The organism is Thalassoroseus pseudoceratinae (genome assembly GCF_011634775.1).
Taxonomy (GTDB): Bacteria; Planctomycetota; Planctomycetia; order Planctomycetales; family Planctomycetaceae; genus Thalassoroseus; species Thalassoroseus pseudoceratinae.
In genome coordinates this window covers 822,598-838,557 of the sequence record NZ_JAALXT010000002.1, presented here as the reverse complement: position 1 = coordinate 838,557, position 15,960 = coordinate 822,598, and the positions used below count along the sequence as shown (strand labels likewise).

Genomic DNA, 15,960 nt, shown 5'->3' with positions numbered 1-15,960 from the left:
CAGCCGGAACATCGCATGGCTATCGTGGAATTAAAAAGAGCCACTTTGTTTGGCACCAACTCGCAGCAAACCGTGATCATCGACGGATTGCAGAAGTTGGGTTGCATGCATCTGATCAACCTCCGAGAGACGCCGGTTCAAGCCCCCCAACTCGTCTCGAAAGAGGCTCGTGAAACACTGAAATACCTGACGTCGTCTCCGACTCAACGTCGACAGGAGAAATCTCGATATCGGTTCGATCGGGAGAAGCTGATTCGTGATGTCTTGGAGATCAAACAACAAAAAGAACGACGGATCTCCGAGCGAGACGACCTCAAAAAAGCGATTACCGACTTGGAACCCTGGGGAGAATTTCAACTCCCCGATGCCGATGAAACCGGCGGATTGCGGTTCTGGTTCTTTCAGGTTCCGCGACATCGGCTGACAGAAATTCCCGACGAGATCAACTGGTATGTTGCCAACGAGGGACCTCGTTTCGCCTACGTCGTTGTCCTCGCTCATGAATCCCCCGAACTGCCCTTCCCGCCCTTGGAGTTGGACCGTCGACCGCTTTCGGAACTTCGGCAGGAACTACAACGGATCGAACACGAACTTGAGGAACTCGATTGGAAACGAGTGACACTCACCCGTTGGCGAACACTGTTAAAAAAAGACTTGGATGCCGCGGACGATCAGGCAGCTCAACACGCAGCGGCACAGTGCACGCTTCGTGATCCAGACGTCTTCGCCTTGCAAGGGTGGGTTCCCGAGAGTGCTTGCGAGGACGTGAAACGATTCGCTGACGAGCATGATGTTGCTCTGACGTTGGAAGCGGTCACCCCCGAGGACCAACCGCCTACGCTTCTCAAAAACCCTGATCGTGTTGCCGGCGCTGAGGGTTGCGTCACGTTTTACATCACACCGAATTATCATGCGTGGGACCCCACGTTCATCGTCTTTTTTTCGTTCAGCCTGTTCTTTGCCATGATCGTCGCCGACGCCGGTTACGGTTTACTGATGGCAGGAATCCTTTTTCTCTCTTGGCGAAAACTTAGCCAATCGGCGTCGGCCATTCAGTTCCGCAATCTGCTCGTGGGCATCGTGTTTGCGACCGTGGTGTATGGGGTGTTGGTGGGAAGCTACTTTGGCGTGGAACCACGCGAGGGGTACTTCGCAGACAGACTCCGTGTCCGCATTGGTGGCGAACCGATGATGAATAACCAGACCGCAATGATGGGAATTGCAGTCGCGATCGGCGTGATTCATCTGAGCCTCGCGAATGGAATTTCCGCTTGGAATTCACGGCGTTCGTTCCGATGTCTTGGTCATTTGGGATGGGCGTTTCTTATCCAAGGTGGCTTCCTGATGGGGGCGGGACGTCTCGCGGAAATCCCTCAGCTCTTTGAAATCGGGAAGATGTTGGCAATCGGTGGAGGCGTCGGCATTCTACTTTTCAGTAGCGACCGCACGTTGCTTTCCTGGAATCCGATTTGGCATTTGCGTCGACTTTTTGATGGCATCATGCAAGTGGCCAATCTGTCGAAAGCGTTCGGCGACTGCCTGAGTTATCTGCGACTGTTCGCACTTGGTCTGGCCAGTGCCCAACTCGCGGTCACGTTCAATGACCTCGCTCAACAGGCGTCCCAAACTCGAGGCTTCGGGATCCTGCTGGCATTACTAATTCTCGTGGTCGGACACGGGATCAACTTGCTATTAGGTCTGATGGGCGGTGTCGTTCATGGATTGCGTCTCAATTGCATCGAGTTTTTCAACTGGAGCCTGACAAGTGAAGGATACACTTTTCAGCCCTTCAACAAGAAAGCGGAGACATAGAACCTCATGGAACTCTTCTGGATTATGCTCGGTTGGATGGGAATTTACGGCCCCACCGCGCTTGGAGCCGTGGGTAGCATCATCGGGTGTGCCCGTGCCGGGCAAGCAGCCTGTGGTGCAATGATCGATGTGGAAAGTGGATACGGACGTCTGGTTGGGCTTTCGGCGTTGCCTTCCTCACAGATCATTTATGGTATCGTCGTGATGTTCACACTGAATCGGCCCGTCACAACCGAGACGGCACCCGGGTTGTTCGCGGTGGGAATTCTGTGTGGAATCGCTCTTCTGTTTAGTGCGGTGTTCCAAGGGTTGTGTTGTGCCTCCGCGATTGTCGCGAGCAAGAGCAAACCGGAAATCTTTGGCCTCTCCGCTGCACCTGCTGCCATTGTGGAAGGCTTCGCCGTGTTCGCGTTCATTTTCGCTTTGGTGATCGCCGGCGAAATCCCCACACCCGGTAACTAGATCCATCGTCACGGAGAACGAAATGAATTCCAATCCGACGGAATCCGCCGGTGTTCAAAAGCTGATTGATCGGCTGCATCAAGAAGGTGTTTCCAAAGGGCAGTCTGAAGCGGATGCTCTGCTGTCCGCAGCACGTGAACAGGCCGCGGAAATCCTCGAACAGGCGAAACAGGAAGCCGAGTCCATCCTCAACGCCGCGCGAGAACAAGCCGAGCAAACGCGAATCAACGGAGAAGGTGCCATTCGATTGGCCGGTCGCGATGCGAGTCTGCGACTGACGGAAGAACTCCGTGCCGATTTCGTCCGCAAGTTACAATCGCTTGTCGGCCATACTCTGAAAGATCGTGAGTTCCTCAAGAGTCTCATTTTGGAAATCGCACGACATTCCCTTCCGGAATCGGAGAAGCCACAACCACTCAAAGTATGGGTGCTCATGGAACGTGATGTCGCACATGAATCCGCTGATGATGCTCGCCAAGAGCTCGATGAATTTGTGCGGTCACTCAGTGGCGAAGCATTACGAGACGGTCTGACGTTCAAAGTCGACGAACACGATTCTGTCGGGGTGCGAGTGCAAGTAGTGGACGACGAATTAGAGATTGACCTCACGACGGAAACCCTAACCGAACTTCTGTTGCAGCATCTTTCGCCCCGGTTTCGTGCGATCATGGAACCGAAGACCTAAGAAGGCAACGTTTTGTGTCTTACTTTACTCTGATTGCCAGTCTGCCTCCCTTGCCGCCGCATTTCGATGTGACGCGACCGCCGATCACACGTCTACAATTGGACGAACGGCTCAAAATGCTCACGGAGGAAGACACCGAGACCATCGCCCAGCTCAATGAGTTTTTGGCCTGGGATCATCAACCGTTAGAGCAATCGGACACGGAAGTCATCAACCGGTTCCACAAACTGAAGCACGAGGTTCACCATCCGATCATCTGGCGGATCGTGGAGAACCGATTGAACATGCGAACGATCATCAGTGCACTTCGTCGTCGCCGTGCTGGGGACGGACCGCCTCAAGGCGTTGGCGAGTTGGTCGATCCCATCCGTCGCAACTTCAAGGAACCGTATTTTCGACTCGAAAACCGGTTTCCTTGGATCGAAACGTTCGCGAGGCATTGGGAAGCCGGAGAGGCATTGGAAGCGGAACGAATTCTGTTTGAAGTCATGTGGAAACTCCGCCATCACATGGCAACGAGGTTCACGTTTTCTTTTGAAGCCGTGCTCCTCTATCTGGCTCGCTGGACGATCGTTGATCGTTGGACGAGTCGAGACGCCGAGGTGGGAAAAACTCGTTTTGATCAGATGATTGAGGAGACGCTGGGTGACTATGCCAACATCACCTTCTAAGGCCCGAATCGTCGGCGTGGCGGGGAACATTGTGACGATCGAGGCGGACTGCCCGATCATGAAAAACGAAGTGGCGTACATCCACGTCGGCGGAGATCGGCTCAAGTCGGAAGTGCTCCGCGTGTTCGGCAACACCGCGGACATGCAAGTCTTCGAGGAAACCCAAGGGGTCCGTGTCGGGGATGAGGTCGAATTGACCAAGGAAATGTTGCCCGCCGTCCTCGGTCCCGGTCTTCTGGGAACGGTGTTCGATGGTCTGCAAAATCCGCTGCACGAATTGGCCGAACGGGATGGCTTCTTCCTACATCGTGGCAGCACCGTTCCGGCTTTATCCACGACAGTCGAATGGGATTTTCGACCGACACGCACAGTCGGTGAGAAACTCCGAGCCGGCGATGTCTTGGGAACCGTTCCCGAGCGGCAAATTACCCACAAAATCATGTTGCCGTTCGGGGAAAGCCATGAAGTGGAACTGCTCTGGATCGCCAAAGGCAAATTCACGGTCGATCAACCGATCGCACGAGTTCGCGATGCCAAGGGACGCGAACGCGAAGTGACCATGCAACAGACATGGCCCGTTCGTCGCCCAGTCACAGCCAAACTTCTTCGGCAACGCCTGTCCGAACGTCAATTCCCCATCGAACGACTGACGACGACAATCCGCCTGATCGACACTTTCTTTCCGATCGCCCGCGGCGGAACCGCGTGTATTCCAGGGCCGTTTGGTGCGGGAAAGACCGTACTACAGGGATTGATCGCGCGGTACTCGGCCGTGGATATCGTTGTTGTGGTCGCCTGTGGAGAACGTGCCGGGGAAGTGCTGGAAACCGTGCACGAGTTCTCCACCATGGTTGACCCACGCAGTGGCGGCAAACTCATGGACCGCACGATTATCATCTGCAATACCTCATCCATGCCCGTGGCCGCTCGCGAGGCGTCAATTTACATGGGCATTACACTCGGCGAATACTATCGTCAAATGGGGTTGAATGTGCTGCTCATTGCCGACTCGACGTCACGTTGGGCACAAGCCATGCGGGAGACATCCGGCCGATTGGAAGAGATTCCTGGCGAAGAAGCGTTTCCCGCGTATCTCGATTCCTCCATCAAGAACGTCTACGAACGGGCGGGGCTCTTCAAGACCAATGACGGCAGCGTCGGCAGTTTGAGCATGGTTGGCACCGTTTCGCCGGCAGGTGGGAACTTCGAGGAACCCGTCACCCAATCCACGTTGGGCGCGGTCAAATGTTTTCTCGGCTTGTCTTCGGATCGGGCCTACAAACGTTTCTACCCCGCGATTGATCCCTTGTTTTCCTGGTCCCGGTATCTGGACCAATTGCAGCCCCACCTCGATCGTGAACTCGATCCCCAATGGACCGAATCAGTGAAAGAGATGACGGAACTTCTCCACCGCGGTGACAGCGTCCATCAGATGATGCAAGTCACCGGGGAAGAGGGCGTCACCATGGAAGACTTTCTCGACTATCAGCGAGCGACGTTTGTCGACTTGGTGTTCTTGCAACAAGATGCCTTCGACGCGGTGGACGTGTCTGTGCCCGTCGATCGGCAATTGGAATCATTCCGGCTCGTGCGTCGTCTGGTCCAGCAAAACTACGAGTTCCACGACAAAGAGCAAATTCGGACGTTCTTCACGCAACTCACTAGCCTCTACAAGAACCTGAACTATGCCGAGTTTGGGTCGGACCACTACCAGGACTTGGTCGAGCAAATTCTGAACTTGGACCGCCGCGCGATTGCCGGGGAATTCGACTCACTACAAGCAACGTCCTAAGCCGAATGCGGTCGATGTCTCAAGCCGCGTTCAGTTTGGAATCGCCAAAAACCGTCGCACGCGGCCCGAGATCCTGCGGCGAGCGTTTGGATTTTTTGCGTGAATTTCGAATGAACAAGTAGCATGTAGAGTTGTGGTCGCCGGTTCTTGTAAGATACTCAGGGTCTTAGATTCCCTGGAGTGTGGTACCGAATTATGCACAACGACAACAATTGCGTCCGCATCGGCCGAAGAGCTTTTCTGAAACAAGGAACGCTTACCTTGGCAGCGACTTCACTGGCTTCGTCGCAACTGCTCGCGAATGACCAAGCCGCAAAACTGCGTGTGGGGCTCGTCACAGACTTGCACTACGCTGACAAAGCCCCCGCCGGAAGTCGGCATTACCGAGAAACACTCGCGAAACTCGAAGAAGCAGCGAAGCAGTTCGAGCAAGACACGCCGACATTTCTCGTGGAATTGGGGGACTTCATCGACGCCGCCGATTCGGTCGATGTCGAGCAAGGTTATCTCCAAACGATCAATCGACCGTTTTCAGCCATCTGCAAAGATCGGCACTACGTCTTGGGCAACCACTGTGTGGATACGCTCAAGAAAGAGGAGTTTCTCGGCGGTGTGGAACAGGAGAAGTCGTACTATTCCTTCGATCGGGGAGGCTTTCACTTCATCGTGCTGGATTCCTGTTTCCGCAGTGATGGTCAGCCTTATGAACGCAAAAACTTCCATTGGACCGACGCGAATATTCCCGCTGCGGAACTCGAATGGTTAGAATCCGATCTCAAGAGCAATGACAAACCGACGGTTGTTTTTGCTCACCAACGATTGGATGTGCAAAACCATCACGGCGTCAAGAACAATGCGGAGGTGCGAAAAATCCTGGAAGCCTCTGGCAAGGTGTTGGCGGTCTTTCAAGGACACAGCCATCAGAACGACCTCAAGGATATCGGCGGCATCCAATACTGCACGCTCGTGGCAATGGTTGAAGGTAGCGGTGCCCAAAACAACGGCTACTCTCTAATGGAAATCGAACCGAACGGGACCATCCACCTCACCGGTTTTCGCAAACAGAAGAACTACGAATGGTAGCGGATCGCGGCTCCATTTCTCGGAGAGCGATACGAGACAATTCTAAGAGGCAGCTAAGTCGTGCAGAATGATGTCTTCTGCGTGGGCTTGCAGTTCGATATCGGCAGCGATGATGAGTACGCTGCCATGTCGGACGGGTTTGCTGGCTACCGTTCGGGGAGATGTTCGGAGCAGTCGCACACCGACCGGAAGTTGACGATGAATGTTTGCCATCCACTCATCGACATCGGCCGGCCAACGAACATGGAGCCAAGTGCCAACTTCTCCCGGTTGCAACAAGCGTTGAAAGCCAATTGACAGCCGGCCCATCGTCCAACGAGCGTTGATGTCTTGTAATGGTCGCAACTTGAGCAAGTTCTCGGCATCTTGGTATTCCATCACATCGATGCCAAGCGGTCCCTGGTAACCGTCTTGCTGAGCGGCTTCAGCGGCCACTTGCGTTTGTTCCCTTGCTGGTTCGAATCGCGAAACATCCACCGCCCCAATCCGATTGCCCTGATAACGACCGTCCGGTGTCGTCAACAGTGGAATGATGCCGACACAATTCGGTGGACCGTCTCCGCGTGCGGGGATCTCGAATTGAAAACTTGCTTCCGCCTTGCGTTCAACCCATGGTTCGATGACCAACGACTGACCGCGTTCGAGCTGGTTTTCGCACCAGCGGAACAGCGATTCCGAAAACTCACCGCCGCAACCAATTTGCCGATTGCGGGCGGCGGTACTGAAATTGGTCTTGATAACCCACCGCCCCTGGGCTCCCAATTCTCGGACCGCGTCCACGAGTTCCGTCATCGTCTCCACGGTGAGTTGCCCCGGCAAACCACATTGAAGCCGAGATTCCCAATGATGCGAAAATCGCCGACTGTTGGTGTGCATCGCGGCTGTTGCTTGGGCGTCGCTCAGTGGAAAGCCGAGGGACCGTCCGCAATCGATCGCATCGGACGACCACCCCCACGGACAGAATTCCCAATCCCCAGGTGTTTCTTGCACCCACCGAGATCGCGTTTCCACAAATTGCGGTTGCGGCAACCCCGCGTCCCAGAGTTCGGCAAATTCCGAATGATCACGCTCCCACGAGACAATGGCATCGTCGGCATTTGCGACCGCGATCCACAGCAGACACATTTCTCTGACCGTCCGACGCGCCGTCTTGGAAATCGGCTGTTCAGTCAGTTCGTGTTCAAAACCAAAGTTGCCAAAGAAGAGACGCGGCATGCTCAGACTTTTCTTCCGTTTGGCATCATCTTAAACTCATCAACGAAAACTGTTGCATGTATCCGGGCGACTTGCTGGAGACGATCTCGATGGAACTGACTCATTTCTTGAAGTGGCTGCCGCGAGTGGCGGTCGGCTTCGCTGTCCTAATCTCATCGGTCGCCGCTGGCGAACCGCAGTTTGCGGCACTGAACGGGCAAGACGATTGTCAAAATCCAGCCGCGTTCCAACTCGATCTACGATACCGCACCGAGACCGCCGAAGATAGCGGACGCTTCCACGCACTGACACGGTCAACATGCTGGGCACCGGAAAAAACGGCCGTTATCGTGTGTGACGTCTGGGACACGCACACCTCGCCAAAGGCGGCGGCTCGCGTCGTCGAGATGGCTCCGCGGATCAACCGATTGCTCGTCAAGGTCCGGAATCGTGGCGGCACAATTATCCATGCTCCCAGCGGTTGCATGGACTTCTATGCAGATCACCCGGCTCGCGAACATGCGAAAACGACACCGAAGTCGAAGAATCTTCCCAAAGATATCGGCAGTTGGTGTTACCAGATTCCGCCGGAAGAACAAGGCGAGTACCCGCTCGATCAAAAAGACGGGCTCAACGGCGACGACCCGGAGACGAAGAAAAAGTTTCTCAGCGATTTGGAGGCCAAAGGCCGAAATCCCGGGCGTCCGTGGATTCGACAAATTGACACACTGAAAATTGAAGATGACGACTACATCAGCGACAAAGGCGATGAAGTTTGGAGCATTCTTGAACAGAATGGCATTCACAACGTGCTACTGGTCGGCGTGCACACCAACATGTGCGTGCTCGGACGGCCATTCGGGTTGCGGCGAATGTCACAGAACGGCAAACGCGTCGCTTTGTGTCGCGATTTGACCGATACGATCTACGATCCCTCGAAATCTCCGTTCGTCAATCACTTTACCGGAACAGATTTAATCGTTGCCCACATCGAGAAATGGGTTGCTCCGACTGTGACGAGCGATCAATTCCTCGGCGGCGAACCGTTTCGGTTTTCCGAGGACAAACGCCCACGCTTAGTGGTCGTGATGGGTGAACGAGAATACCGCACGAACGAATCTCTGCCGAAGTTTGTCATGGAGCATCTTGGCAAAGATTATGCCTTCGAATTCGTTCACGCGAACGAAAGTGATCGTGACGACATGCCTGGGTTGGAAGCGTTGGAACACGCAGACGCAGTGCTCATCAGCGTTCGTCGACGGGCACTGCCAACGCAGCAACTCAAGCGAATTCGGGATTTCATCGAAAGCGGCAAACCCGTCATCGGGATTCGGACGGCTAGTCATGCGTTTGCACTCCGGAACGCGGATCCGGCGGAAGGCCACGCGGTTTGGCCGGAATTCGATCGCGAAATCCTGGGCGGAAATTACACCAACCACTACGGTGCTGGTCCGCAGGTGGAAATCACGACCATTACGGGAGCGGAAGATCACCCGATTCTTGATGGTGTCGATGCCACCAAGTTCCGGGGGTTTGGTTCGTTGTATAAGGTCAGTCCGCTGGCGAACTCGGCGACACCTCTGTTGCAGGGAAAGATTCCCAACCAGGAACCGGAACCGGTCGCGTGGGTGAACAAAACCAAACACGGCGGCCGCGTCTTCTATTTGGCCACCGGACATATTCAGGACTTCGACCAACCTGAATTCAACAAGCTATTCAAAAACGCCGTTGATTGGGCCGTCGGTCGGTAACGATTGAATTTGTTGTGTCGACCGGGTGAAACCGGTGGCATTGTTGGATTGCGCTTGCCTCATACATTCACAGAGAATTTCAACCTGATGCATTTTTATTGGATACGATTTGGTTTCGCGTTGTGTTTCGGCTGGCTATCGATCACCTCGCTACATGCGGCTGACACCAAGCCCGAATGGACGCACCTCACGGTGCCAGGGGCCTGGGAGGAAAACGATCCCAAGAAACTCGGCGAATATGACGGGTTTGCGTGGTATCGAAGTTGGGTGACGATTCCCAAGGCGTGGAAAACTCGTGATGTCGAATTGCTGGTTTCCGAGGTCGGAGACGTTCACGAAGTGTATCTCAACGGCCAGCGAATCGGATCGGCAGGTGCGTTTCCTCCGAACTACACCGACGGCAGTGCGGAAAACCCCCGTCACAAAGTCCCTTCATCCGCAATTCTGGCGGGCAAAAACAATCTTCTCGCGATCAAAGTCTATGACCGCGATGGTCACGGCGGATTTTTGGGGCAGGCACCGGTACTGCTCTCAGGAGATCAAGGCATCGCACTTAACGGGCAGTGGGAGTTCCACACCGGTGACGATCCCGCCTGGAAAGACGGACCCGCCGCGCTCACCACAACCGCAATTTTCTGGCGGGTGATGAGTCTTGGTGATGCCCTCCGCACCGCTCAACGCACCGGTGCAATTCCTCCCGAAAAAGCCGTCGAAACATTCACGACTCCCGACGATCTCGCCATTGACTTGTTGCTTGCTGAACCAGATGTCCGTCAACCGCTGAACATGACATTTGACGAACGCGGGCGGATGTGGGTCATTCAATACCTACAATACCCGTATCCAGAAGGGCTGAAGATTCTCAGTAAGGACAAGTTCTGGCGAAGTGTTTACGACAAAGTTCCCGATCCACCGCCGCACGGTCCGAAAGGGGCCGACAAAATCACGATCCACGAAGACACCGACGGCGACGGCACATTCGACAAGCACAAAACCTTTGTCGAGGGATTGAACATTGCATCGTCTTGTTTGGTCGGGCGTGGTGGGGTGTGGGTGCTGAACCCACCATACTTGCTGTTCTATCCCGATAAAGACCAAGACGACATTCCCGATGGCGATCCCGAAGTGCACCTCAGCGGTTTCGGGATGGAGGACACGCACTCTGTTGCCAACAGTCTGACGTGGGGACCCGACGGTTGGATTTACGGTGGTCAGGGAAGTACGGTCAGCGGGCACATCAAGAAACCCGGCGACGACAAAAACGTCACCCATTCGATGGGCCAAATTATCTGGCGGTATCACCCCGAAAAGAAAATCTACGAAATCTTCGCCGAGGGTGGTGGCAACACGTTCGGTGTCGAGATCGACGCCCACGGTCGCACGTTCTCCGGACACAACGGCGGCAACACCCGCGGGTTTCATTACGTGCAAGGCGGCTATTACCGCAAAGGTTTCGGCAAGCACGGCCCGTTGTCCAATCCGTTTACATTCGGATATTTCGAGCACATCAAACATCACAATGTGCCACGATTCACGCACAACTTCGTGATCTACGAAGACCGTTCCCTTCCCGAAGCGTATCGTGAGAATTTGTTTGGTATCGAACCGCTTCAGGGTCGGGTTGTAAGAACTGATATCTCGACGCTGGGTTCAACGTTCCAATCCAAGGACATCGGTTTTCCCGTGACCACGACCGACCGTCAATTCCGCCCGGTCGATATCAAAGTCGGTCCAGACGGCGCGATTTATCTGGCTGATTTTTACGAACCTCAAATCAGCCACCGCGAACACTTCTCTGGCCAGATCGACAAATCCAACGGCCGCGTCTTTCGGTTGCGATCCGCCGATTACCAAGGATATCCCACTCAAAACTTGGGGGAACTCTCGTCGAAGGAACTTGTCGAGATGTTGAAGCATCCGTCCAAGTGGTTTCGGCGTGAGGCACTGCGGCTGTTGGGGGATCGGAAGGATGAGGCGATCATTCCGTTGTTGAGTCAGGGAATTGATGGCAACGATAAAGACTACGCCTTGGAATGCTTGTGGGCACTCCATCAGACCGTCGGACTCGATGACGCTACGTTGCTCAAAGCCTTCCAGCACCAAAACCCTCATGTGCGATTGTGGGCCGTACGTTTGGCGTGCGACGACCACACCGTCAGCACACAGGTCGCCTATGCGATGGCAGAACTTGCCAAGAAGGAATCGAATGTTGAAGTTCGCAGTCAACTCGCGTGTTCGGCTCGTCGTTTGACGACTGAGAACTGTTTGCGAATCATCACACAGTTGATTCAGCACGATGAGGACGAGGACGATCCACACGTTCCGCTGCTGTTGTGGTGGGCCATTGAAGCTCACGCGGAAAAGGATCGGGAAGCGATTGTCGGGATGTTTGCCAACGAATCGGTTTGGGCCCGGCCATTGGTCGAAAACGTGCTTGCTGGACGCTTGATGCAGCGGTACGCCTCCGCCGGAAAACGGAGCGATTTGCTCACCTGTGCTGAGTTGTTCGCATACGCACCCAACAAGAACGCAACCGCGAAACTTCTCGCCGGTTTTGAAAAGGCATTCCAGGGACGTTCGCTCAGTGGGTTGCCCGAGGAATTGACCAAAGCCATTGCCAATGCTGGTGGCGGTTCGCTGGCACTTAACGTCCGGTTGGGCGATCAATCTGCCGTCAACACCGCACTCGAACGTATCTCCAATCCGAAAACGCCGATCGCGGAACGCATCGAGTTGGCTCGCATCTTCGGCGAGATCGATCAACCAACCTCAGTTCCGGTATTGCTCGGTGCATTGAAGTCCGTCGACAACGAAGAATTTCAGCAAACCGTATTGGCGGCGTTGCCACGTTATTCCGACGAGCGAATCGGTCGTGATGTCCTTGGACTTTACGAGAGTTTTTCCGCCCCCGTGCAAACCGCCGCTCAGGGTTTGCTTGCCAGTCGTGCGAAATGGGCGAAGATGCTCGTGGATGCCGTCGCCAATGAGAAAATCCCGACCGAGTCCGTTTCACCGGATTTGGTCCGCCGCATGACGCTTCACCGCGATGAGAAACTCGCAGCGAGCATCAAATCGATTTGGCCAAGTTTGAAAGGGGCCAGCGACGCACAAATGCAGGCCCGCATCGCGGAACTGGCGGCCATTCTTGAGAATCAGGGCGGTGATCCATCCGCCGGGAAGAAACTCTACGCCACAAGCTGCGGGAAATGTCACATCTTGTTTGGCGAGGGTGGACGTATCGGACCGGCGCTCACGACTTACAATCGTGACGACACACTGCGAATCTTGCTCAATGTCGTCAATCCGAGTGCGGAAATTCGCGAAGGGTTTGAATCGTATCTGGTCCTCACGGACGACGGTCGAACCGCAAGCGGGTTCCTATTCGATCAAGACAACCGTGTGGTCGTGCTCCGCGGTGTCGATGGGCAATCCGTCACCATCGAACGGGATCAAATCATCGAGATGATCAAACAACCCAAAAGCCTGATGCCGGAAGGGTTGCTCAAGTCACTATCGAAAGACGAAATCCGAAACCTATTCGCATACCTAAGAAGTGCTCAGCCACTGAACTAGGGCCTTGGCCCCGTAACATTCTCGTGTCAATCAGTCTCACACTCCTGGTTGATTGACACGCTCTCTAGCGAAATAAACATTAAAGGTATTTCACAAGTTGCGCTGCAACCTCAGCGATTCGATCGCTTGAGCCTTCGCGAACGTCTTGATACTGCAGGAGCTTCATATAAGTCGGAAGTTCTGCGGTAAAGAGATACACGGGAAGCAAAACGCCATTTTCAGTCTCCCGATGCCGAAACAACGCAATATTGAATTCTTCTTTGCAGATTTTTGATGCCATGTAATCGGGGGAAAATGCACATATAACCTTCCTTGAGTCGTCAAGGCATTCAAATATGTGTTGTTGCCATGCAGCACCCGAATTTAGCTCAAGGCGGTCGAGGAAGATGCGTAGTGAAGGTTGGCTATCAATCAAATGTTCCACTAACTGATCGACCTCAGACCTATTCTTTTGGGAGTAGCTTATAAAGACATCGAATCGAAAGTGATCGTTGCCTGTATCGTCGGTTCCATGCATGAACTGCCGTTTCAACCGCCCAAAAGTCTCATGCAACAAATGAATACAAGAAGAATCTCGAACCACGATCTTAATTTGACCCAATGGCATTCCTAGGGACAGCCAATGTAGAGAAGCCGTTACAAGCATCTCAAGCATAACTTCAGATGATTCTCCCTGATCGCCTGCAGCAAGTAGCGGCATAGCCACCTGCGAGATCGAATGATTACCTGCTGTAAACGGTACAATGCTCCGAAACACATCACCAACGACTTCAGGCGCGGTACCACGATGCTGCGGTTCGAAGCATAAAACTCGGTGGAAATACGCGTCGGGATGTTCAATCGGACGCGACAACCAGCAACTCGAGAATTTGCGTAAATCAACTTCTTTGTCGCGTGCTAATTGGGCTATGGAAATTCCTTTTCGATTCAGGGCACCAATCAGGCTCGTCCGCGTTGGAATGTAGTCATTGGGAAATGCAGAGACAATTAGTAAGTCAACTGACTCATGCTGCGGAATTGAGCTTAAGTCACCCACATAAAGCATGACATGCCGCTCATGCTCTTGGTGACGAACTGTGATCGTATCGATCAGTTCCATATACGTGTCTACCAAAAACTATGATCTGCGATTTCAAACAGGGAACTACCATCTATTTCGCGCTTGTCGCGGACTTCTTGACCAATCCGAAGCGTCTGAGTTTTTTGTAGAGTCCCACGCGGCTCAGGCCGAGTGATTTTGCGGTGGCGGTGCGGTTGTCGTTGTGGGCACGCAGTGCTTCGATCAGCATTTCGCGTTCACTTTGGGCAACACGGTCCGACAGGCTCCAGCCATTCGGTTTTCGCGCTCCCGTTGGCGTTTCGCATTCCGGTTCAGCGAACTGTGCGCGAATGATAACTGGCGAAAGATCGTTGACGGTCAGCATGTCCGTTTCGCAAAGCAACACCGCCCGACGAATATGGTTCTTGAGTTCCCGAATGTTTCCGGGCCATGGGTACCGTTTGACCGCGTCGATGAAGTCTTCATGAATCGTGTTGATAACGATGTCGTGCTGTTCGCAAAACTCCGTGACGAATGCCTGCACCATCGGGATGATGTCCAGCGGCCGATCTTTCAGACAGGGCAGCGGGAATTCCAGGACGTTTAACCGGTAGTAAAGGTCGGCACGGAATTGGGAGTTCTGCGTGAGAGATTCCAAATTCACGTTCGATGCGACGATCAACCGGGCATCGGAATGCTTGGTCTCAGTCGACCCGACCATTTCGTATTCGCCGGTTTCAATCACTCGGAGCAACTTGGCTTGCTGTTTCGGATCAAGAACATCGATTTCGTCCAACAACAACGTGCCAGTTCCGGCAGCTTGAAATCGACCAATTTTGTTGCGATCCGCACCCGTGAATGCACCGCGTGAATGGCCGAAGAGTTCGCTTTCGATCAAATCGCCCGGCAGTGCTCCACAGGCGAGCGTTTGGAAGGGGCGGTCTCGCCGCGGCGAAAGCATGTGGATGAACTTCGCCAACGTCGTTTTGCCGGTCCCGGTAGCGCCGACGATCAACAACGTAACGTTGTGCTGACTCACCCGACTCACGTTCTCCAACACCGGAAACAAAGACGGCGTGTACGTCGAGATGGCGACCGACCCAGCATCCACGGTAAACCGTCGTGGCACGGGACGAGCGTGTGGGGTGTTTAAGATTTCTCGAAGCCGATTTTGAACGTCTTCGTCGTTCCAGCAGTTCTCATGATTGAGATGCAACTGTGTGAGCAGATCAACAACACCTACCAATTCAATTGGGTAGGCGTTCGATCCGATCGTCACCAGATTGAGAGCGGCAAGTTCTCCATCAATAACACCTCGAAGAAACGTCGCGGCTTCGCTCGCAAATTCTCCGGCACGGGTGTCGAGAAACACGGTCGCACAGGGCGATCGCATTAGCAATTGGCTCGCGGTTTCGGTGTCTTCGGCGATCGTCGCGGCGACGGAAAAATCCGTTGCTAGCCAAGTTAGAGTTCGATTGGCTAGGGCAGGGTCGCGGGTCAGTATGACTGGGGAAGACGTCATAAGTCGGCGTTTCCTTCACGGCAGGTAGTGACTCCAACGCCACGAAATCATCGAGGGGAGGTACTCGATGAAGTTGAGAGAGAGTGTGGCTTCTGTCGTCTAAGGCAAGTTCTGGACCGAATTAGATAGGTGAATCCATTTCTCTAGCCCGCAACACGAGAAAGGGGAGTGTCCCCGTTGGATTACACTACTGAAACCGGTCGGACTCAGTTTGTATCGCCCTGTTGCCAAGGCGAAATCATCATGGCCGCCTGTTCTACCACTCGCAAGCGGAAAATAGGCAATCTAGTATAAAAAACGGGATTTTCCCGGTTGTAACGCTCTGAGTGATTACGGCATCCCATTTGCCTATACTGAATACACGTGACGGAATTCA

At 54.0% G+C, this 15,960-nt stretch carries 11 protein-coding genes; 8 read left to right on the top strand and 3 right to left on the bottom strand.

All coding sequences use genetic code 11. From position 1 onward, the window contains the following. Positions 1-15 precede the first annotated feature (15 nt). The 6 genes from G6R38_RS08865 (at position 16) to G6R38_RS08840 (ending at position 6,505) form a co-directional block, all read left to right on the top strand. On the top strand, positions 16-1,812 hold the full coding sequence (locus G6R38_RS08865) for a V-type ATP synthase subunit I (protein WP_166823052.1): 1,797 nt from the start codon (positions 16-18) through the stop codon (positions 1,810-1,812). A 6-nt stretch (positions 1,813-1,818) separates the two neighbouring features. After that, positions 1,819-2,274, top strand: coding sequence for an ATP synthase subunit C (locus G6R38_RS08860; protein ID WP_166823049.1), 456 nt, complete (start codon positions 1,819-1,821; stop codon positions 2,272-2,274). Positions 2,275-2,296: 22 nt separating this feature from the next. Further along, on the top strand, positions 2,297-2,959 hold the full coding sequence (locus tag G6R38_RS08855) for a hypothetical protein (protein ID WP_166823046.1): 663 nt from the start codon (positions 2,297-2,299) through the stop codon (positions 2,957-2,959). A 14-nt stretch (positions 2,960-2,973) separates the two neighbouring features. Further along, entirely contained in the window at positions 2,974-3,630 is a 657-nt protein-coding gene (locus tag G6R38_RS08850) for a DUF2764 family protein (RefSeq protein WP_166823042.1), read from the top strand. Beyond that, on the top strand, positions 3,611-5,422 hold the full coding sequence (locus G6R38_RS08845; protein ID WP_166824134.1) for a V-type ATP synthase subunit A: 1,812 nt from the start codon (positions 3,611-3,613) through the stop codon (positions 5,420-5,422). The genes G6R38_RS08850 and G6R38_RS08845 overlap by 20 nt, the downstream gene beginning before the upstream one ends. Before the next feature lie 195 nt (positions 5,423-5,617). After that, positions 5,618-6,505 carry a metallophosphoesterase family protein gene (locus G6R38_RS08840; protein WP_166823039.1) on the top strand — a complete coding sequence of 296 codons (888 nt, stop codon included), beginning with the start codon at positions 5,618-5,620 and terminating at the stop codon, positions 6,503-6,505. 42 nt (positions 6,506-6,547) lie between these two features. Here G6R38_RS08840 and G6R38_RS08835 read toward each other — a convergent pair whose 3' ends face one another. Further along, the gene (locus G6R38_RS08835; RefSeq protein ID WP_166823036.1) at positions 6,548-7,720 is read right to left on the bottom strand and encodes a hypothetical protein; all 1,173 of its coding nucleotides are present in this window, start codon (positions 7,718-7,720) and stop codon (positions 6,548-6,550) included. Positions 7,721-7,776: 56 nt separating this feature from the next. On the opposite strand from G6R38_RS08835, the gene G6R38_RS08830 reads away from it, so the two are divergent. Together G6R38_RS08830 and G6R38_RS08825 are read left to right on the top strand one after the other, a co-directional pair. Then, complete coding sequence (locus tag G6R38_RS08830; RefSeq protein ID WP_166823032.1) at positions 7,777-9,450, top strand: ThuA domain-containing protein; 1,674 nt, start codon at positions 7,777-7,779, stop codon at positions 9,448-9,450. An 87-nt stretch (positions 9,451-9,537) separates the two neighbouring features. Next, positions 9,538-13,023 (top strand): PVC-type heme-binding CxxCH protein, encoded by a 3,486-nt coding sequence (locus G6R38_RS08825; protein WP_166823029.1) that lies wholly within the window; start codon positions 9,538-9,540, stop codon positions 13,021-13,023. A gap of 79 nt (positions 13,024-13,102) precedes the next feature. Here the strand turns inward: G6R38_RS08825 and G6R38_RS08820 are convergent, their stop codons facing one another. Together G6R38_RS08820 and G6R38_RS08815 are read right to left on the bottom strand one after the other, a co-directional pair. After that, positions 13,103-14,122: a toll/interleukin-1 receptor domain-containing protein gene (locus G6R38_RS08820; RefSeq protein ID WP_166823026.1), complete on the bottom strand. Its 1,020-nt coding sequence runs from the start codon at positions 14,120-14,122 to the stop codon at positions 13,103-13,105. Positions 14,123-14,174: 52 nt separating this feature from the next. Continuing rightward, on the bottom strand, positions 14,175-15,584 hold the full coding sequence (locus tag G6R38_RS08815) for a sigma 54-interacting transcriptional regulator (protein ID WP_166823023.1): 1,410 nt from the start codon (positions 15,582-15,584) through the stop codon (positions 14,175-14,177). Positions 15,585-15,960: the final 376 nt, after the last annotated feature.